An 18,525-nucleotide genomic window follows, 5' to 3' on the forward strand; every position below is an offset into this window, starting at 1 on the left:
CCGGGCTTGCGTGCGTGGTTGCTTTGCGTGGGCGAGCGGCGGTTGGCACCGCGCGCCGGGCTTGTGCGCGTGGTTGCTTTGCGTGGGCGAGCGGCGGTTGGCACCGCGCGCCGGGCTTGCGTCCGTGGTTGCTTTGCGAGGGCGGACGGCGGTGGGCGCCGCTGGGCGAGGCCCGTTGGGGCTGCGGCGGCTGGAGTAACGTGTAGCAATGTCCACGCCGCTTACCTTGGAGACCATCCGCAACGCCCCGAAGGTGCTGTTGCACGACCACCTCGACGGTGGCCTCCGCCCGCAGACGGTGATCGAACTCGCCGATGCCACCGGCTACCAGGGCCTGCCCACCACAGACGCGGGCGTCCTCGGCGGTTGGTTTCGAGACAACGCCAACTCCGGCTCACTGGTCCGGTATCTGGAGGGGTTCGCCCACACCTGCGGTGTCATGCAGGACGAGCAGTCGCTTGTCCGCGTGGCCGCCGAGGCCGTGGAGGACCTGGCCGCGGACGGTGTCGTTTATGCGGAGATCCGTTACGCGCCCGAGTTGAACACGGACAAGGGCCTCTCGCTCGAGCAGGTCGTCGAGGCCGTGCAGGAGGGCTTCCGCGTCGGCGAGCAGCGGGTTGCCGCCACCGGGCGGAAGATCCGGGTCGGCACGTTGTTGTGCGCCATGCGTCAGAACGAGGGCTGGCTGCGCATCGCCGAGCTGGCCGTCCGGTATCGGGACCTCGGTGTCGTCGGGTTCGACATCGCGGGGCCCGAGGCCGGGTTCCCTCCCACCAAGGGCATCGACACGTTCGAGTACCTGCGGCGGGAGAACGCGCACTTCACCATCCACGCCGGTGAGGCGTTCGGGTTGCCGTCCATCTGGGAGGCGATCCAGCACTGCGGTGCCGAGCGCTTGGGGCACGGGGTGCGGATCGTCGACGACATCAAGGTGTCCGGTGACGGCACCGTCCAGTTGGGACGGTTGGCGTCGTACGTGCGCGATCGTCGCATCCCGCTCGAGATGTGCCCGACGTCCAACCTGCAGACCGGTGCCGCGCCGACGCTCGCCGAGCACCCGATCGGGCTGCTCGCGAAGCTGCGGTTCCGCGTCACGGTCAACACGGACAACCGCCTGATGAGCGACTGCTCGCTGTCGAGCGAGTTCGCCGCGCTGGCCGAGACGTTCGGTTACGGGTGGGCGGACCTGCAGTGGTTCACGATCAACGCGATGAAGTCGGCGTTCCTCGGGTTCGACGAGCGGCTCGCGATCATCAACGAGCTGGTCAAGCCGGGGTACGCGGCGCTCACCGCGTAGCCCAGGCGCTCTCGTCGATCGGGCTCAGCTCCAGCAGCGGCTCCCACCACGCGCGGTTGGCCGCGTACCAGCGGATGGTGTCCCGGACACCGGCCTCGAAGCCGATCTCCGGGCGCCATCCGAGCTCGCGGCCGATCCGGGTGGAGTCCAGCAGGTAGCGGCGGTCGTGGCCGGGGCGGTCCGCCACGACCGACTTGCGCGACGAGGGCAGCCCGAGTTCGTCCAGGACCAGGTCGGCGATCTGGTCGACGCTGGCCTCCACGCCCGTGCCGACGTGGTACGTCCGGCCGGCGACGCCGTCGTGCAGCACCGCGTCGATCGCGCGGCAGTGGTCGAGCACGTGGATCCACTCGCGGCGGTTGTCCTTCGACGCATAGACGGGCAGTTGCCCGCCGTTCAGGGCTCGCGTCGTGAAGAGCGGCAGGACGGTCTCGGGGAACTGGTTCGGGCCGTAGTTGTTGGCGCAGTTGGTGATCGTCACCGGCAGGTCGAACGTCTCGAAGTAGGAGCGCACGGCGTGGTCTGAGCCCGCCTTCGACGCGTTGTAAGGCGTGCGCGGCCGATAAGGCGACTCCTCGTGGAACGCCTCGGCCGCGTCCAGCGCGAGATCCCCGTACACCTCGCACGTCGACACGTGGTGGAACCGCCGCACGCCCGCGCGACGGCACGACTCCAGCAACGCCTGCGTGCTCAGGACGTTCGTGCGGAAGAAACGGGCGGGGTCCAGCACGGCGAGGCTGTTGTGGGACTCGGCGGCGAAGTTCACCACCACGTCGACACCTTCCACGTCCGCGTCGCAGATGTCCGCGTGCACGAACGGCACGTCGGCGGGCAGGTTCGTCCGGGTTCCGCGGTAGGTGAGGGCGTCGAGGGCGATCACCTCGTCCGCCGGGTGTTCGCGCAGCCAGTAGCGGGTGAAGTGCGAGCCGATGAACCCGGCCGCTCCGGTGACGAGCACGCGCATGGTCAGTCCTCCGTGGGAATCGCGGCGACGCCGGGAGGTTCCGCGCCGGGCCAGCCGCGGAACTCGACCTCCAGCTGGAACCGGTGGCCCAGGTAGTGGTGTTCGGACAGGGCGATCGGGTGTTCCGAGGTGTCCAGGGCGATGCGGCGCACCAGCAGCACCGGGGTGGTGGCCGTGACGCCGAGCAGCTTTCCGAGCTCACCCGCGGCGACGGCGGCAATGCTCTGCCTCACTACGGCGATCTGGTTCCCGTTGCGGCGCAACGTCTCCCAGGTCCCCGGCGACTCGGCGTCGGCGCGGCTCACCGGTGCGGCCAACGCCAGCGGCACCCACTCCGTCACGACGTCGAGCGGTGTGTCCCCGGTGCGGCGCAACGAACGCACGCGCAGCATCTCGCCCGCGCCCAGCGTCGAGGCGACACCGGCGGGCGGCGAGTGGTAGCCGTACTCGAGCACGCTGCGCACCAGCGAGACACCGGCTTCGGCGACGGCCGACTGCGCGTGCTGGAACGTGCCGAGCGCCAACGGCTGCGCGAACGACACGACGTACCAGCCGGCGCCCTTCCGCGACGCCAGGAGCCCTTCGTCGCGGAGCTGCTCCAAGGCCCGGCGCACGGTCACGCGGCTGACCTCGTAGCGGCGGCCGAGCTCGGCCTCGCTCTCGATCGACCCGGCCGGACCGTAGTCGCCGAGCGTGATGCGCTCCCGCAGTTCGGTGGCGAGCCGCTGCGACCGGGAACCTGTCATAAACCTGTATCATACAGGCGAGCGCAACCGGGAGTGGTTCCGGTCGTGAACGACAGCCTGCCGACAGCTTCCGCTGGCAGAGTCGATCTCATGCGCCCTGCACTGATCGCCGCCGGACTCACCGTCCTCGCCTCGATGACCCTCGCCCTGCCCGCCCACGCCTCCGGGGAGCGCGCCACCTTCTACAGCGGAGCCCGCCAGACCGGCACCGCGCACGCCGTCGACCTCGCGAACAAGGAGTGCGTGAACATCGCGCCCGCGAAGTCCGCGAGCAACATCTCGTCCAGCGACATCGAGGTGTTCTTCAACGCGAACTGCCAGAAGGGCTGGCCCGGCCAGTCCGGAGACACGTACTACGTCCTCGGCAGCCTCCACCAGGCCACCTACCCATTCGACGCCGTGAGCTACCGAGTCCGTTAGGCGGCAACAAAAAAGAGGGCCACCCGCGCGGGTGGCCCTCTTTCGCGTCACAAGGCTCAGTTGCTGTTGAGCCGGTCCTCGAACTTCGCCTGCAGCGCGCGGAACGCGGCCACCTCGGCGTCGTACGGGGCGGACGGCGCGAGACGCGTCGGGTCCGGCGACACGACGAACGACACGAGCCAGCCCAGCGACTCGGACGAGGCGAGCGCGTCCTTCACGGACTCGTCCTCGGCCCACTCGGCCGCGTCCTCGAACAGTTCGACGGCGAGGTCGAGCTGCTGCGGGTCGAGCGAGTCCGGGCCCTCCTCCATGTCCTCGGCGATGCCGGTCAGCACGTAGACGTTGTCGTCGTCCACGTCGACGTCGAGCTCACCGGCGGTGGCCTTGACCTTGATGTCGTTCCAGGTCTCGACCTCGGCCAGGTCGTGCTCGTCGTTCTCGGCGACGAAGCGGCTCAGCGCGCGGTGCGACGTGAAGACCTCGATCTTGCCGCGGCGGCCCAGGAACACCGGGTCGTCGCCGAGGTAGCAGCGCAGCGTGTAGAACTCGCCGGCGGAAGTGATGATCTTGATGGGGTCGACGCCGACCTCGGCCCAGAAGCCCGTGGGCTCGGCCTTCTCCTTCGCGTCCCCGGACTCGTCGGGGTCCTCGACGGCGGCAGCGGCGGCCGTTTCGGCCTCCAGCGCGGCGAGCTCCTCCTGCGCGACGGAGAGCTCCTTCTCGGGGACCTCCGGCGTGTTCACGACGCCGTCGATCGCGTCGAGGACCTCGTCCCACTTCTCGGAGACGACCTCGGACAGCTCACCCCACAGCTTCGCGCCGTCGCGGCCGCTGAAAGGCAGCGTGCCCTGCGGCAGCAGCGAGAAGCCCTCGGCGCTGTCGAGCACCTCGTGGACCTTCTCCAAGTCGCAGACGTCCGCGAGAGCGCGCACGATCGCGACGACGTCGGCGAGCTCACCGATCGTCCAGGTGTCCGGGTCCTCCGCGACGAGCTCGGGCACGCCGACGAGGTCGAACTGGTGGTTGTCGTCCGGCGAGAGGTCCGCCACGCCGAGTGACGGCACGACCGGCCACGCGGGGTGGTCGGTCAGGTCGTGCTCCTCGGCGGTGCGCACGAAGGCGGCGAGGTGAGCGGCGTCGGGGAAGACGAACAGGTCTTCCTCGTCACCGAGGAACGCCTCCCACTCCTCGCCCTTCTCGCGCCAGCGGGGTGCCCACAGCGTGACGACGTCACCCTGCGTCAACCCCAGCTCGATGGGGACGATGTCCTGCGCCATCCTGACCTCCCGGTCACGCCTTCTTGATGCCGTGGACGAGGGTAACGGTGCTGATCACCGAAGCCACGAGGGGTTGTCGAAGAAGGCGTCCTCGTCGGGGTCCTCGACCCGCGGCGCCCTCGTCCTGCGCTCCTGCGGTGCCTGCTCAGCAGGGGCTTCGGGAGGTGTGACCGGGTTCCAGGTCGACCGGAAGGGTGAGTCTCCGGCGATCGATTCGACGTCGATCGCCATTCCGTCACCGAGGGCCAGCGCCATCTTGTTGAAGCTGAGCTGCACGGCCGCGTTCGTCGCCAGCCGAACGGTCTCGGTGACGACCTCGCCCACGGCCCGCGCACCCTGCTTGAGCAGCGCGGGGTGCAGGTGCAGGGCCTTGATCTCGCCCTTCGGCGACGCCGTGACCATGCACGTCCCGTTCGGGTGCTCGACCGTGGCGGTGAGGGCCGCGAGGTCGCGCTGGAGCCGCTCGGTGGCCTGCATGCGCTCCTCGTTCACCGCCGCCACCCGGACTCGTCGTCGTCGGTCCCGCGCTCGATGCCCATGGCCGTCAGCTCGCGCGGGTCGACCACGCGTTCCAGCGTCTGGTGCAGGCGGGTGTTCGCGTTGCGCTGCGCCCTGTCGGCGATGCGCATGATCTCGGCGGCCAGCCCGTGCGGGCCCATCCGCAACGCCGCCGCGCTCACCTCGACGCTCTGCGGCGGACCGCCGGGCGTGGCGACCACCGTGACGGCGCCGTCCGGAGAGGACGCCCTGCCCGTGACGGGACCACCGCGCGTGACGTGCTCCGACACGGCCTGCTCGACATCGCGCACCTTCCGCGCGGCGCGCTCGACGTCGTCGTCCACCTGATCACCCCCTGGTGCGTTCAGTGTGCCGCAACTCGGATCAGCCCGTCGGTCGGTAGAAGCCGTAGAACGACATGCCGCTGTTCGTCGTGCGGATCGGCTGCACCTGCACCGGGTCGCCGGCCTCGACCATCTGCCCGTTGCCGATCACCATCGCCACGTGCCCGTCCCACACCACCAGGTCGCCCGGCAGCAGCTGGTCCGCCGGCACCGAGGCGCCCATGGCCTGGGACGAGGCCGGGCGCGGGATGTCGAAGCCCGCGCCGCCGTACGCCCATTGGGTGAGGCCGGAGCAGTCCGTGCCCTGGGGCGGGTTCGCGCCGCCCCACACGTACGGGGTGCCCAGGGCGGACAACGCGTTGCGCACGGCCTGGGCCGCGGTCTCGTTCGGCGCCTCGGCGCTGCTGCCGTCCGGCAGGTTCACGCCGACGCCGTCGCCGGGCTGCGGCGGGATCGCGACGGGCAGGCGCGGGCCGGAGCCGCCGCCACCTCCACCGCCGCCCGATCCTCCGCCACCACCGCCGCCCGAACCGCCACCGCCGCCGCCACCGGAGCCACCGCCGGAGCCCGAGCCGTTGCCGGAGTTCGAACTCGGACCGGACTCCTGCGGCCTGGTCTCGGTGGCGCTCGACGCCGAGGTGGTGCCCTCGTCGCCGCCGAGCGGCTCGCCGAGCTTGGCGAGGGCGCCGGCGTCCGGCTTCTGCAGGCCGTTGATCTGACCGACGAGCTGCGTGAGCTGGTCGCGCACCTTCTGCAGCTCGGCGGTGGTCTTGCTCTGGTAACCCGACGCCATGCCGGCGAGGTCGGCCAGCGCCGCCAGCACCACGCCGGGGCCCGCCAGCAGGGACGCGGCCAGCGCGGCGGCGAGCTTCGGGGTCGCCTTGGACGTGAACTCGTCGATCAGGCCCTGGATCGCGGTGCGGCCACCGGTCACCGCGCTCACGCCGGTGGAGGCCGCGGTCTTGAGGGCAGAAGCGTTGGAGGACAACAGAGTCGCGGCCGAGGCGAAGGTGGAGACGCGGCCGGTGAAGGCGTTGGCCTTGTCGCCGGACCACGTGTTCAGCACGGCGGTCGAGGCCGAGGAGTGCCGCGTGCCCAGGTCGCTCATCGCGGTCTGGGCGCGGCCGAAGGCGTCCCCCGCGCGCGTCGCGCCGCCGGTGTCGCCGTCGAGCTTGGCCAGGTCCTCCTTCATGGGCGCGATGAACTGGCTCAGCAGCCCCTCGACGCTCATACCTGCGCCGCCTTGGTGATCGACGCCTTGTGCGCCTCTTCCTGGGCGACGTAGGAGTCGCGCGCCTTCGCGACTGCGGTGCCGAGGCCGGCGAGACCCGTCGACGCGGCCTTGAGCGCGTCGAGCTGGGCCTGCGCGGCGGCCTGGAACGCCGCGTTGAGCCCCACCTCGTTGCCGAGCTTGCCGAAGCAGTCGCCCGGCAGGGACGTGGTGCCGCTCAACGCGCCGGTGCCCACGGCGCCGACCTCGCTCGCCAGACCGCTCACCGCCGACGCGTATCCGGTCAAGGCGTCGAAGTCGACCTTGAGGCCTTGTTCCGCCATCTGAACGCTCTTCCCCCAGTAGTGACCTGTTCGCCTTGATCCTGCCCCGATGAGCGGTACCTCGCCCGACGTTCCGCCAAGATCATGGAACGGTGGGTGTGATCGAGCACTGGAACCGGATCCTGGCATGGCTGGCGGAGCACGCTCCGGCCACCCGCGCGGTGTTGCGTCCGAGGTACGACGCGCTGCCGGAGCTTCGGGTTCCGATCGATCTCCAGCTGTGGTGGAGCGTCTACGGCGGCACCGAGGACGGCCTTTACGCCGAGATCCTGCCGCCCTTCTACACGCCGCTCGACGCCGACCGCGCGTTCGTGCTCAGGGACACCCACGCGAGCAAGCCCGTGGACACCTCGGAGGCGGGCGCGCCGACCTCGGGCTTCCACCCCGGCTGGCTGCCCATCGCGTTCGACGGCACCGGTGACGTGCTCGCGGTCGACCTGCGGCCGGGCGTGCTGCGCGGCTGCGTCGTCGAGTGGGACCAGGAGCGCAACGAGATGCTCAAGCCGGAGTGGACGTCGATCCTGGAGATGTTCGACCAGGTGGCGACGGCTCTGGAGACGCGCAGCACGGTCGGGCACTGCTTCCCCGAGGTCAACACGGCCGGCGAACTGGGCTGGCGCACCACCTAGACCCGTTCGAACGTTCTCAGCGCACGCCGGCGAGTGAACGCCGCGGCTGGGCGACGGCCGTCACGCGGCTGTGGACCTTCACCGCGGCCAGCGCGCCGAGCCAGCCGAGCGCGGTGCCGGTGGTGTTGGTGATCAGGTCGTCGACGTCGAAGATCCGGTTCGCCCAGAGCAGCTGCGAGCCCTCGATCAACAGCGAGACTCCGTACCCGATCAGCGCGGTCTGGCCGATCGTGCGCCTGCCCCAGAACATCAGCATCGCGCCGAGCGGCACGAACAGCAGCACGTTCAGCGTCATCTGGTCGAACGCGATCTGCCCGTCCCGGAACGTGTCGGCGATCCACTGGAACGGGACCAACTGCACGGTCTGTTGCGGCGCGACGGTCTGCATGGGCAGGAACGTCGCCGAGAACAGCATGCTCGCGTAGACGGTGACGGCGGTGCCGCGAATGGTCAGCTGGCGGAAGAACAGCTGCGGGAGCAGAAAAACGATGGACAGGAAAACGCCCCATTGGATGCTCGCGAGCTGTGCATTCGTCATGAATCAAACATAGGAAAATGGCCCTCCGCGCACATCGCGCTGAGGGCCAGTTCCCGTCTCGTACTTCCGGCCGAGTGCTACTCCGCCGCGTAATCCCTCGGGCTGATGCCGCGTAGTACCGGCCCGCACGCCAGGGCCGCCACCAGCGCGACCACGACGCCGACGCCCACCGGGGCGATGACCCACGGCGTGATCGGCATTTCGCCGTGACCCACCAGTCCGCGCGCCAGGGTGAGCAGTCCGAGGCCCACGACAATTCCCGCACCGCACGCCGCAATTGTGACGGCGACCACGGGAAGCGTCACTTCGCGGCGCAATGCGTGGGCCAGAACGCGAATCGGTGTTCCGGCCGCGATCAACGCACCGAAGGTGCGCCGGCGGTCGATCACCGACCCGGCCGCGGCGACCGCCGCGCCGATGCCGCCGAGCACCGCCGCGATCGACAGGCCGATGACCGTGGCCCTGCGCAGGTCCGCCATCAGCGTGTCGCCGTGGAGGCCCCGCTGCTCGCCGTCGACCAGCCGGACGCCGGGCAACGTGCCGATCAGCGCCGTGTGCACGGCATCGCGGTTCTCCGGCGTCGTCGGCACGCCGACCATCGACACCTCGCCCGCGAGCGACGGCAGCAGGGCCCTGTCGATGACCGCGCTCACCTGGCCGCTGCCCTCGAAAGGCCGCGTCTCGTACTGCGCCGGCAGCTGCGCGGTCAGCTCGTCCTCGCTGCCGCTCGACTTGAACTCCCTGCCCTGCAACGGTCCTGGCGAGTAGACGGCGGGCCCGTCCTGGCAGCGCAGACCGGCCAGCACCTTCGCGACGTCGGCGCAGTCACCGACGACGACGTACGTCCCGTAGTCGCCGCTCCTGATCGTGCCGTCGAGCATCGTGACGATCGGCGCCGAGGTCGCCAGGCGCACCGGCGTGACGTCGTGCCTCACCTGCTCCGCCACGATCGCGTTCTCCAGCCACGTCGAGTCGCGGTACGGGACCTGGCTCTCCAGCCCCGGCAGCATCGTGAGCGCCATCGAGCCGGTGAACACGGCGATCACCACGCCCGCCGAGCCGCGGAACGCCGCCACCGGGTCACCGGCGAGCCTGCGCCCGGCCAGCAACGTCGACGGCCTGCGCCACCGCCCGACGAAGAACCTGCCCACCCACGCCGTCAGCACGGGCCCCGCCAGCACCAGCGCGAGTGCCACCGCGCCGAGGCCGAGGAGCACGACGGTGAACTGGCCGTCGCCGCTGGCCTGCTGCGCGTACACGACGCCGAGGAAGAACACGCCCAACGCGCCGGCGATGGTCAGCAGCCGCCACGACCGGACCTTGCGCTTCGCCTCCGCCGCGAGCGGCTGGTTCACCACGCGCCGCAGCCCCATGACCGCGGCCCCGACGACCAGCAGCGGCGCGAGCACGGCCACCGCCGCCACGACCGCGGGCTCCGGCACGAAGTCGCCGGGGTACCAGGTGCCGCCCTCCCACGGGACCTTCGCGGTGAGGTGGCTGAACGGCTGGGCCAGCACCACCCCCAGCACGCTGCCGACGACCGCGCCGATCGCGGTCTCGACGGCCGTCATGACCACGACCTGGCGTGGACTGGCGCCGGCGAGCCGGAGCGCGGCGAGGCGCCGTTCCCGTTTCGCCGCGGTCAGCCTGGCGGCCGAGGCGACCAGCACCAGGCAAGGCACGACCAGCACCACGAGCCCGACGCGCGTGAGCAGGTAGAGCATGCCGTGGTAGTCGTCGCGGTACGAGCCGGCGCCGCCCCGCAGGTCGGCGGCGGGATAGCCGTTCTCGACCTTCTCGTGGCCGATGACCGCGACGAGCTCGCCGGGGAACTTGAGCGCCTCCGGCCCCAGTTCGGCGATCCGCGTGCCGGGGAAGCGGTTGCCGAGCTTCTCCGGCGGGGTGGCGCGCACGAGGTCCGCGAGTGCGGGGGACAGCAGCACCTCGCCCGCCTCCGGGAACTTCGCGATGCCCGCCGCGACCGGGATCGGGCCCTGCTCGGTGCGGGCGACGTCGAACCGTTCGATGAGCTTGCCGTCGAAGGAGTCCTGGTTCAGAGCGACGGAGATCGCGCCCTTGTCGTTCTGGCCGATCCCGTCGCGCCACGCCGTGCGGTCGGCGCGCGCCTGCAGGCCGTTCGGTGCGGCGAGGAGCCACAGGACCAGCGACACCGCGATCATCACGCCGAGCGCGACCAGCACGGTCGCGACCTGGCTGCGGCGGTCCCTGCGCAGCACCGCGAGAGCGATCCTCACGCGGACACCCCCGCTGCGATCTTGCCGTCCTGGATCTCGACGACCCGCAGCGCCCGGTCCGCGATCGCCTTGTCGTGCGTGACGATCACGACGGCCGCGCCGGTCTCCTCGGCGGCCTGCAGCAGGGCCGTCATCATCTCCTGGCCGGTGCGCGTGTCGAGGGCGCCGGTCGGCTCGTCCGCGAAGATCACCCGGGGCTTGTGGGCCAGGGCCCGCGCGATCGCGACCCGCTGCGCCTGGCCGCCGGAGAGCTGGCTCGGCAGCCGCTTCTCCAGGCCCTGCAGGCCGAGCCGCGCGAGCCACAACCGTGCCGCGCCGAGCGCCTCCTCGCGCGCCCCGCCGGCGAGCAGCATCGGCAGCGCCGCGTTCTCCTCGGCGGTCAGCTCGGCCACGAGCATCCCCGACTGGAACACGAACCCGAACGCCGTGCGCCTCAACGCGCTGCGCCCGGTCTCGTTCAGCTCGCCGATCGCGCGCCCGTCGAGGAACACGTCGCCGCCGTCGGAGCGCAGGATGCCGGACAGCACGTGCAGGAGCGTCGTCTTGCCGGACCCGGACGGACCGACGACCGCCAGCACGTCCCCGGCCTTGATGTCGATGTCCACCCCGGCGAGGGCGTGCACGTCGCCGTAGGTCTTGACCAGGCCACGAGCGGCCAGAACCGAATTCATGTTCTTCACGGTGCCGTGCGCGGGCGGGCAAAACCTCAGCCTTGACGACACACCGGATCAGCCGGATGACCGAGGCCGTGGAGGTGTGGTGGTCCTACCGTTGTCTCCCGTGGACAGTCATCGGGGCCAATGGCCGATCGCCGCCGTTCTCGCCTTGCTGATGGTGGGCGAGCTCCTGATCATGGGCGAGCCCGGCAGCGCCGGCGCACTGGTGTGGCTGCTGACGGTGCCGGTGTGCATCGCGGCCGTGACGTCGTTCAAGTCGCGGGCCTTCACCATCCCGGTGGCGGTGGTGTCGATCTTCTTCGCGTCGTTCGTCATCGCGTACTTCCACGTGAACGTGCCGACGATCCTCAGCCCCCTGACCATCGCCGAGACCGCCGCGTGCCTGGTCATCACGGCTGTCGTCGTCCGGGAGGAACCGCGCCGCGCCGCCACGTGGTCGGTCGGCTCGCTGGTCGCCGTGAGCTTCTTCGCCGCGATCGTCCGCGACAACTGGCTCTCCGGCAGCAACTACAACGAGATGCTCGGCTCGCTCGTGCTGGGCTTCACCGCCGTCGGCACCGGCCTGTACTTCCGCGCCCGCGACACCGAGAGCGGCCGGCTCATCGCCGCCGCCGTCACCGACGCGCAGAAGGAAGAGCGCATCGCGCTGGCCCGCGAACTGCACGACGTCGTCGCCCACCACGTGACGGGCATGCTCGTGCAAGCGCAAGCGGCGTTGGAGGTCTCCGACGACGACCCGCACGCCGCCCACCGCCTGCTGCCCGGCATCGTCCGTTCGGGCACCGAGGCGCTGGGCGCGATGCGGCGCCTCGTCGGCACCCTGCGCCAGGGCGAGAACGAGGCCGCGACCACCGACCTCGCCGCCGACGTCATCGCGGCCGTCGAACGCACCCGCGAGCTGGGCTTCGAGACGCGCCTGCGCATCGACCTGCCCGACGAGGTCGCCCCCGAGCTCGGCCGCTCGGTGTTGCGCCTGGTCCAGGAGTCGCTCACCAACGTGCACAAACACGCCGTGCGGCCCACCATGATCGACGTGGAGATCTCGCGGACGCCCGGACGGGCGTTGCGCGTGATCGTGGCCGACGACGGTCAGCTGCACGAGCTGAACCAGGGTGGCTACGGTCTCGTTGGCATGCGTGAGAGGGTCGACCTGCTCGGTGGCCTGTTCTCGGCGGGCCCGCGTGAGAACGGCTGGCAGGTGCTCGCCGAGCTACCCCTGGAAGGGACGAAGTGATCTCGGTTCTCATCGCCGACGACCAGGAGATGGTCCGCGTCGGGTTTCGGATGATCCTGGAGAAGCAGCCGGACATCACCGTCGTGGCCGACGTGCCCGACGGGGTCTCGGCTGTCACCGCCGCCCGCGAGCACAACCCGGACGTCGCTCTCCTCGACATCCGCATGCCGGGGCTGGACGGGCTCGAGGTCACCAAGAAGCTGTCGCCCACCACGAAGGTCGTCGTGGTGACGACGTTCGACCTGGACGAGTACGTGCACACGGCGCTGGAGAACGGCGCGTCCGGGTTCCTGACCAAGGACGCCGGTCCGGCGCTGCTGGTCGAGGCCGTGCGCGCCGCCGCGGCGGGGAACGCGCTGATCTCGCCCCAGGTGACGGTGCGGATGCTGGAGCACTTCGCGCGGCCGGCCCAGCGGCCCGACCTGTCGCTGCTGACCGCGCGGGAGCAGGACGTGGTCCGCGAGGTGGCGCGCGGGCTCTCCAACCAGGAGATCGCCTCGTCGCTGTTCCTGTCGCTCTCGACGGTGAAGACGCACCTGGCGTCGGTGCAGACGAAGCTGAACGTGAAGAACCGCGTCGGGATCGCCTCGTGGGCGTGGCGTGCCGGGCTGGTGAACTCGTGAGTGAGCCGGAGTTCCCGCGCACAATCGGCAAGGTCGCTGCCCGCGAACTGGCCGCGCACGGCTACACGACGTTCGACTCGCTGACCGCGGTGTCGGCGAAGGAACTGCTGAAGATCCACGGCGTGGGCCCGAAGGCCATCCGGATCCTGGGGGAGGAGCTGGCGGCGCAGGGCAAGACCTACGCCGCCGACTAGGGTTTTAGACGCCCATCGGGTGCCAGACCGTCTTCGTCTCCAGGTACGCGCGCAGGCGGGACATGTCCGGCGTGGCCGCGAAGTCCTCGTTCTGCTTGTTGCGCAGCACGCGCTTCACAGTGCCGGCAGCGGAACGCTCCAGGTCCGCGCGGATCGACTCCGGCGCACCGGTGAGGTCGAGCGCGTTCACGTCCCCGTGCGAGGCGAGCCACGGCGCGATCTCCGCCGTGCGGCCGGTGATGATGTTGACGACGCCACCGGGGACGTCGCTCGTGGCCAGCACCTCCGACAGCGTGATCGCCGGCAGCGGGCGGTCCTGCGAGGTGATGACCACGCAGGTGTTGCCGCTCGCGACGACCGGTGCGATCACCGAGACCAGGCCGAGCAGCGACGACTGCTGCGGGGCCAGGACGGCGACGACGCCCGTCGGTTCGGGGGTGGAGAACGAGAAGTACGGGCCCGCCACCGGGTTCGAGGAACCCAGTACGGCCGCGATCTTGTCGGTCCAGCCCGCGTACCAGACCCAGCGGTCGATGGCGGTGTCCACGAGGGACTGCGCCTTCTTCACCGCGACGCCCTCGGACGTGGCGACCTCGCTGATGAACTGCTCGCGACGGCCTTCGAGGACCTCGGCCACGCGGTACAGGACCTGGCCGCGGTTGTAGGCCGTGGTGCCGGACCAGCCCGCGAAAGCCTTGCGGGCGGCCGAAACCGCGTCGCGGGCGTCCTTGCGGGAGCCCTGGGCGGCGTTCGCGAGGAACGTGCCCTTGGTGTCGGAGACGGGATAGCTGCGGCCCGACTCGGAACGGGGGAACTTGCCGCCGATGTAGAGCTTGTAGGTCTTCGCGACCGTGAGTCGATCAGACATCGAGGTAGGCCTCCAGACCGGTGCGGCCGCCCTCACGGCCGAAGCCCGACTCCTGGTACCCGCCGAACGGGGCCGTCGGGTCGAAGCGGTTGAACGTGTTGGACCAGACGACGCCGGCGCGCATCCGTTGTGCCATCCAGAGGATGCGCGAGCCCTTCTCGGTCCAGATGCCGGCCGACAGGCCGTACGGCGTGTTGTTCGCCTTGGCCACGGCCTCCTCCGGCGTGCGGAACGTCAGCACGCTCAGCACCGGGCCGAAGATCTCCTCACGGGCGATGCGCATCGCCTGCGAAACACCGGAGAACACGGTCGGGGCGAAGAAGAAACCCTTGTCCGGCAACGGGCACGACGACGTCCAGCGGGTGGCGCCCTCGGCCTCGCCCGACGCGGTCAGCTCCTGGATCTTGGTGAGCTGCTCGCGCGAGTTGATCGCGCCGACGTCGGTGTTCTTGTCCAGCGGGTCGCCGACCCTGAGCGTGCTGACGCGGGCGTGCAGCTTCTCGAGCAGCTCGTCGGCGATCGACTCCTGCACGAGCAGGCGCGAACCGGCGCAGCAGACGTGGCCCTGGTTGAAGAAGATGCCGTTGACGATGCCCTCGACGGCCTGGTCGAGCGGGGCGTCGTCGAACACGATGTTCGCGGCCTTGCCGCCCAGTTCCAGCGTCAGCTTCTTGTTCGTGCCCGCGAGCTGGCCCTGGATGACCTTGCCGACGTCGGTCGAGCCGGTGAAGGCGACCTTGTTGACGTCCTCGTGGCCCACCAGCGCGGCACCGACGTCACCGGCACCGGGGATGATGTTCACGACGCCCGGCGGCAGGTCGCACTGCTGGATGATGTCCGCCAGCACCAGCGCCGTCAGCGGGGTGGTCTCGGCGGGCTTGAGCACGACGGTGTTGCCGCACGCCAGCGCCGGCGCGATCTTCCACGCGGCCATCAGCAGCGGGAAGTTCCACGGGATCACCTGTCCCGCGACGCCGAGCGGCTTGGGGTCGGGCCCGTAGCCCGCGTAACCGAGCTTGTCCGCCCAGCCCGCGTGGTAGAAGAAGTGCGAGGCCGCCGTGGGGACGTCGGTGTCGCGCGACTCCTTGATCGGCTTGCCGTTGTCGAGCGACTCCAGCACCGCGAGCTCGCGGCCGCGCTCCTGGATCTGCCGCGCGATGCGGTAGATGTACTTGGCCCGCTCGGATCCGGGCATCTTCGACCACACTCGGTCGTAAGCCTTGCGCGCGGCCTTGACCGCGGTGTCCACATCGGACTCGCTCGCCGTCGAGACCTCGGCGAGCACCTCCTCGGTGGCGGGGTTGATGGTCTTGAGCGGCTCACCGGTGCCCTCGACGAACTTGCCGTCGACGAACATCTTGTAGGCCGGCTTGAGGTCCGCGATGTCCCGCGACTCGGGCGCGGGGGCGTATTCCCACATGTCTTCAGTCCACCGTCACGTAGTCCGGGCCGCTGTAGTGGCCGTCCAACTGGGTCCGACGCTGCATGAGCAGGTCGTTGAGCAACGTCGACGCGCCGAACCGGAAGAGGTTCGGGTCGAGCCACTCCGGACCGGCCACCTCGTGCACGGCCACCAGGTACTTGATCGCGTCCTTGGTCGTGCGGATGCCACCGGCGGGCTTGACCCCGCGCAGCTCACCGGTCTGGTTCTTCCAGTCTTTTACTGCTTGCAACATCACGTGCGTCACCGGCAACGTCGCGGCGGGCTGCACCTTGCCGGTCGACGTCTTGATGAAGTCGCCCCCGGCCAGCAGCGCGAGCCACGACGCGCGGCGCACGTTGTCGTACGTCACGAGCTCACCGGTCTCGAGGATGACCTTGAGGTGCGCGTCCCCGCACGCCTGTTTGATCTCGACGATCTCCTCGAACACCTGCCCGTACCGCCCGCTGAGGAACGCGCCGCGGTCGATCACCATGTCGACCTCGGACGCCCCCTGCTCCACGGCGAACCGCGTGTCGGCCAGCTTGATGTCCATCGTGCTGCGGCCACTGGGGAACGCCGTCGCGACGCTGGCGACGTTGATGCCGGTGCCCACGAGGTCGTCGGCCGCCGTCTTCACCATGTCGGGGTAGACGCAGACCGCCGCGACCTGCGGCACGTCGGGCCGTTCGGGGTCGGGCCTGCGGGCCTTGGCGGCGAGCGAGCGCACCTTGCCGTGCGTGTCTGCGCCCTCGAGCGTGGTGAGGTCCACCATGCTGATCGCCAGGTCGATGGCGTGCAGCTTGGCGGCCTTCTTGATGCTCCGCGTGCCGAGGCCCGCGGCTCGTTGCTCGACGCCGACCTGGTCGACGCCGGGGAGCCCGTGCAGGAAACGCCGCAGCGACGATTCGTCGCGCGTGGCGTCAGCCAGGGCCGACGGCAGTGTCGTTGGAGCAGCCATGCCTGGGAGTCTAAGCGGAATGGGACGCCCGTCCTAAGTGATGACGTTCGCGCAGGTCAGGCCTGCTTAGTGCGCGTTCACCGCAGCCTCACCAGCCGAGCTCGGCCAGTCCGTTCTCGACGCACTCGTCGAGGGTCGCGCAGCTCCTCTGCGCGCCTCCGGCGTACGACACCCACTTCGACTCGGCCGAGTACTGGACGATGAACAGCTCGCCGGTCTCGCCGACCGCCTCGAAGAGTTCGGCGTACGCGTCGGCGTCGCTGATCGGCTCGTCCAGCCACGACCAGTCGCCGGGGAGTTCGCCGAGTGCCCGCCGGGCGCTGGCGAGGCCCCGGTCGAGAGTGGTGAAGTCGCCACCCGACATCCAGTACTCGCCGACATATGGCGGCTTGCTGAGGTGCACGGTCCACTTGTTGCGAGGGCGTGGGCCGTCCATCTTGACCAGGGAGACGACCCCGGCGAGCCCAGCCCGTTCGAAGAACTCCGCCAGCAACATCAGTCGAGCAGTTCGCGCAGCGCGCTCTTCTTCTTTTTCTTCGGCCCCTTCACTTCCACCGCACCCATGATCGCGAGCCCCGTGATCCGCACGGTCGGCGCGCCCGGGATGTGCCGGCGGCTGGAAAGCTGCTCCTCGAACGCCCCCATGAACCCGAACCCGTCCACCTTGACGTTGATGTCGTCGGGCACCCGGATCTCCACGCCGCCCCAGAACGCGAAGCAGCTGATCGTCACCTCGCGCTCGGCGAAGTTCGCGTGGGTCAGGTCGATCTCGATGCCGCCCATGATCGCGACGGCGTTGTGCATGCGCGGGACGACCCAGCCGCCCTTGCGGTTGACGCCGGACCAGAAGGCCACCGACACCGCGCTGCCCGGCTCGCCGCCGATGCGATTCGTCACCGCGGGCTGGTACTGCGGCACGGCGGGGGTCTGCGGCAGGCCGCTGAGCACCAAATCGGCGGTGATGGGGACGAGTTCGCCGTACGTCTTCGCGGCGTAGACCGCCACGAGTCGTTCGTCCAGCTCGTGGATGTCGAGGCGGCCCTCGGCGGTCGCCTGGTGCAGCACCTGCGCGATCCGTTCCCGGTCCGCGTCCGAGGCGCGCATATGGCTCTGGTCAGCGGGTACCAGCTCGTCGCTCACCCGATCGAGTCTAGGGCCTGGGCCGGAGTCCTGTCCGCGATAACCGGACCCTCCGCGCCACCGGAAACCACCTCAGGGAGCGCCTGTCGTCGAACTGGACTTCGACACAGGCCCTGGTGCGGTCACCTGCGGTTCGGTGCGAACTTCACCGTGATCGCGAAGGCCACCACCAGGAGCGCGGCGAGCGCGGTGGCGAGGGCCGGGCTGTGACCCCACACGAGGGGCAGCACGCCGATCAGGATGGCGAGTGATCCCGAGACACCCAGGATGACCAGGGGGGATTCACACCACTGCTGGACGGGCTTCTGATCGATCGTCACCGTTCGCACCTCCGCGTCTCAACTGGTCATGAGACTTTTCGGAGTCGCTTTGTCGATTCTTTACTCCCGGAACGGGTAGTGCGGCGCCCTGATCAGGTGGTCTCGGTCAGGTTGCGGGCGCAGGCGGTGAGGGTCTCGAGCAGTTCCTGCTGCCGCGCGGCGCTCAGGCCCGCGACCATCCGCACCTGGACGGCCTGGACCGCGCGGCTGGCCGCGCGGAGGTGGTCGTAGCCGGCCGCCGTCAGCTCCGCGGGGAGCTGGCGGCCTTGCGGGGCTTCGGCCGGCCGCGTGACCAGGCCGCGTGCTTCCAGGCCCTGCAGCACGACGTTCATCGACTGGCGGGTGACGAACGTGCCGCGCGCCAGGTCCGCGTTGGACAGACCGGGGCGCTGGCCCAGCAGTTCGAGGCACGAGTACTGCGGCACCGTGAGGCCCAGTGGCCGCAGGGCCGCGTCCATCGCGCCGCGCAGCGCCGAAGCCGCCTCCTTGAGGACGTACCCGACCGCGGTGTCCAGCGGGCCGACGGTGTCACCCTGGTGCATGTAAGGATTTTGACATACGCTGGT

Annotated in this window: 23 protein-coding genes; 6 read left to right on the forward strand and 17 right to left on the reverse strand. The window is 70.1% G+C overall.

The features are described from left to right. Positions 1-208: 208 nt before the first annotated feature. A complete protein-coding gene (locus tag IE307_RS39650; RefSeq protein WP_191304632.1) occupies positions 209-1,297 on the forward strand; it encodes an adenosine deaminase in 1,089 nt (362 codons plus the stop codon). Here the strand turns inward: IE307_RS39650 and IE307_RS39655 are convergent. Beyond that, positions 1,287-2,261 carry a dTDP-glucose 4,6-dehydratase gene (locus IE307_RS39655; protein WP_191304633.1) on the reverse strand — a complete coding sequence of 325 codons (975 nt, stop codon included), beginning with the start codon at positions 2,259-2,261 and terminating at the stop codon, positions 1,287-1,289. The two genes, IE307_RS39650 and IE307_RS39655, sit on opposite strands and share 11 nt — an antisense overlap. Before the next feature lie 2 nt (positions 2,262-2,263). Further along, entirely contained in the window at positions 2,264-3,007 is a 744-nt protein-coding gene (locus IE307_RS39660; protein WP_191304634.1) for a GntR family transcriptional regulator, read from the reverse strand. A 90-nt stretch (positions 3,008-3,097) separates the two neighbouring features. Between IE307_RS39660 and IE307_RS39665 the strand changes: the two genes are divergently transcribed. Continuing rightward, the gene (locus tag IE307_RS39665) at positions 3,098-3,427 is read left to right on the forward strand and encodes a hypothetical protein (RefSeq protein WP_191304635.1); all 330 of its coding nucleotides are present in this window, start codon (positions 3,098-3,100) and stop codon (positions 3,425-3,427) included. A 56-nt stretch (positions 3,428-3,483) separates the two neighbouring features. Here the strand turns inward: IE307_RS39665 and IE307_RS39670 are convergent, their stop codons facing one another. Genes IE307_RS39670 through IE307_RS39690 form a run of 5 tightly spaced genes read right to left on the reverse strand, consistent with a single transcriptional unit; the run spans position 3,484 to position 7,100 of the window. Next, complete coding sequence (locus tag IE307_RS39670) at positions 3,484-4,704, reverse strand: SatS C-terminal domain-containing protein (protein ID WP_191304636.1); 1,221 nt, start codon at positions 4,702-4,704, stop codon at positions 3,484-3,486. A 54-nt stretch (positions 4,705-4,758) separates the two neighbouring features. Continuing rightward, positions 4,759-5,205, reverse strand: a complete 447-nt coding sequence (locus IE307_RS39675; RefSeq protein ID WP_191304637.1) for a YbaB/EbfC family nucleoid-associated protein — start codon at positions 5,203-5,205, stop codon at positions 4,759-4,761. Next, on the reverse strand, positions 5,193-5,546 hold the full coding sequence (locus IE307_RS39680; RefSeq protein WP_191304638.1) for a YbaB/EbfC family nucleoid-associated protein: 354 nt from the start codon (positions 5,544-5,546) through the stop codon (positions 5,193-5,195). The genes IE307_RS39675 and IE307_RS39680 overlap by 13 nt, the downstream gene beginning before the upstream one ends. A gap of 40 nt (positions 5,547-5,586) precedes the next feature. After that, positions 5,587-6,777: a C40 family peptidase gene (locus tag IE307_RS39685; protein WP_191304639.1), complete on the reverse strand. Its 1,191-nt coding sequence runs from the start codon at positions 6,775-6,777 to the stop codon at positions 5,587-5,589. Next, positions 6,774-7,100, reverse strand: coding sequence for a hypothetical protein (locus IE307_RS39690; protein WP_191304640.1), 327 nt, complete (start codon positions 7,098-7,100; stop codon positions 6,774-6,776). Before IE307_RS39690 ends, IE307_RS39685 begins: the two co-directional genes overlap by 4 nt. A 92-nt stretch (positions 7,101-7,192) precedes the next feature. On the opposite strand from IE307_RS39690, the gene IE307_RS39695 reads away from it, so the two are divergent. Then, positions 7,193-7,729, forward strand: a complete 537-nt coding sequence (locus IE307_RS39695) for an SMI1/KNR4 family protein (RefSeq protein WP_191304641.1) — start codon at positions 7,193-7,195, stop codon at positions 7,727-7,729. A 16-nt stretch (positions 7,730-7,745) separates the two neighbouring features. Here IE307_RS39695 and IE307_RS39700 read toward each other — a convergent pair whose 3' ends face one another. From IE307_RS39700 to IE307_RS39710, 3 genes are all read right to left on the reverse strand, one after another. Continuing rightward, on the reverse strand, positions 7,746-8,267 hold the full coding sequence (locus IE307_RS39700) for a VanZ family protein (RefSeq protein ID WP_191304642.1): 522 nt from the start codon (positions 8,265-8,267) through the stop codon (positions 7,746-7,748). A 77-nt stretch (positions 8,268-8,344) separates the two neighbouring features. After that, positions 8,345-10,522, reverse strand: coding sequence for an FtsX-like permease family protein (locus IE307_RS39705; RefSeq protein WP_191304643.1), 2,178 nt, complete (start codon positions 10,520-10,522; stop codon positions 8,345-8,347). Then, positions 10,519-11,193 (reverse strand): ABC transporter ATP-binding protein, encoded by a 675-nt coding sequence (locus IE307_RS39710; RefSeq protein ID WP_191304644.1) that lies wholly within the window; start codon positions 11,191-11,193, stop codon positions 10,519-10,521. The genes IE307_RS39705 and IE307_RS39710 overlap by 4 nt, the downstream gene beginning before the upstream one ends. Before the next feature lie 109 nt (positions 11,194-11,302). On the opposite strand from IE307_RS39710, the gene IE307_RS39715 reads away from it, so the two are divergent. The 3 genes from IE307_RS39715 to IE307_RS39725 are packed head-to-tail and all read left to right on the forward strand — an operon-like array spanning position 11,303 to position 13,250. After that, positions 11,303-12,433 carry a sensor histidine kinase gene (locus tag IE307_RS39715; protein WP_191304645.1) on the forward strand — a complete coding sequence of 377 codons (1,131 nt, stop codon included), beginning with the start codon at positions 11,303-11,305 and terminating at the stop codon, positions 12,431-12,433. After that, entirely contained in the window at positions 12,430-13,056 is a 627-nt protein-coding gene (locus IE307_RS39720; RefSeq protein WP_191304646.1) for a response regulator transcription factor, read from the forward strand. Before IE307_RS39715 ends, IE307_RS39720 begins: the two co-directional genes overlap by 4 nt. Continuing rightward, positions 13,053-13,250 (forward strand): helix-hairpin-helix domain-containing protein, encoded by a 198-nt coding sequence (locus IE307_RS39725; protein WP_191304647.1) that lies wholly within the window; start codon positions 13,053-13,055, stop codon positions 13,248-13,250. Before IE307_RS39720 ends, IE307_RS39725 begins: the two co-directional genes overlap by 4 nt. A gap of 4 nt (positions 13,251-13,254) precedes the next feature. Here the strand turns inward: IE307_RS39725 and IE307_RS39730 are convergent, their stop codons facing one another. The 7 genes from IE307_RS39730 to IE307_RS39760 all read right to left on the reverse strand — a co-directional run bounded on the left by IE307_RS39730 (position 13,255) and on the right by IE307_RS39760 (position 18,501). Beyond that, on the reverse strand, positions 13,255-14,118 hold the full coding sequence (locus tag IE307_RS39730) for an aldehyde dehydrogenase family protein (RefSeq protein WP_191304648.1): 864 nt from the start codon (positions 14,116-14,118) through the stop codon (positions 13,255-13,257). After that, positions 14,111-15,538: an aldehyde dehydrogenase family protein gene (locus tag IE307_RS39735; RefSeq protein WP_191304649.1), complete on the reverse strand. Its 1,428-nt coding sequence runs from the start codon at positions 15,536-15,538 to the stop codon at positions 14,111-14,113. The genes IE307_RS39730 and IE307_RS39735 overlap by 8 nt, the downstream gene beginning before the upstream one ends. A 4-nt stretch (positions 15,539-15,542) precedes the next feature. Further along, positions 15,543-16,499, reverse strand: coding sequence for a deoxyribose-phosphate aldolase (deoC, locus tag IE307_RS39740; protein ID WP_191304650.1), 957 nt, complete (start codon positions 16,497-16,499; stop codon positions 15,543-15,545). 88 nt (positions 16,500-16,587) lie between these two features. Continuing rightward, on the reverse strand, positions 16,588-16,995 hold the full coding sequence (locus IE307_RS39745; RefSeq protein ID WP_191304651.1) for a hypothetical protein: 408 nt from the start codon (positions 16,993-16,995) through the stop codon (positions 16,588-16,590). Then, the gene (locus IE307_RS39750) at positions 16,995-17,639 is read right to left on the reverse strand and encodes a DUF1707 SHOCT-like domain-containing protein (protein ID WP_229905529.1); all 645 of its coding nucleotides are present in this window, start codon (positions 17,637-17,639) and stop codon (positions 16,995-16,997) included. The genes IE307_RS39745 and IE307_RS39750 overlap by 1 nt, the downstream gene beginning before the upstream one ends. A gap of 122 nt (positions 17,640-17,761) precedes the next feature. After that, a complete protein-coding gene (locus IE307_RS39755; protein WP_191304652.1) occupies positions 17,762-17,959 on the reverse strand; it encodes a hypothetical protein in 198 nt (65 codons plus the stop codon). A gap of 92 nt (positions 17,960-18,051) precedes the next feature. Then, complete coding sequence (locus IE307_RS39760) at positions 18,052-18,501, reverse strand: MarR family winged helix-turn-helix transcriptional regulator (protein ID WP_191304653.1); 450 nt, start codon at positions 18,499-18,501, stop codon at positions 18,052-18,054. Positions 18,502-18,525: the final 24 nt, after the last annotated feature.

Origin of the sequence: Lentzea cavernae, from assembly GCF_014653695.1 — a bacterium.
Taxonomy (GTDB): domain Bacteria; phylum Actinomycetota; class Actinomycetes; order Mycobacteriales; family Pseudonocardiaceae; genus Lentzea; species Lentzea cavernae.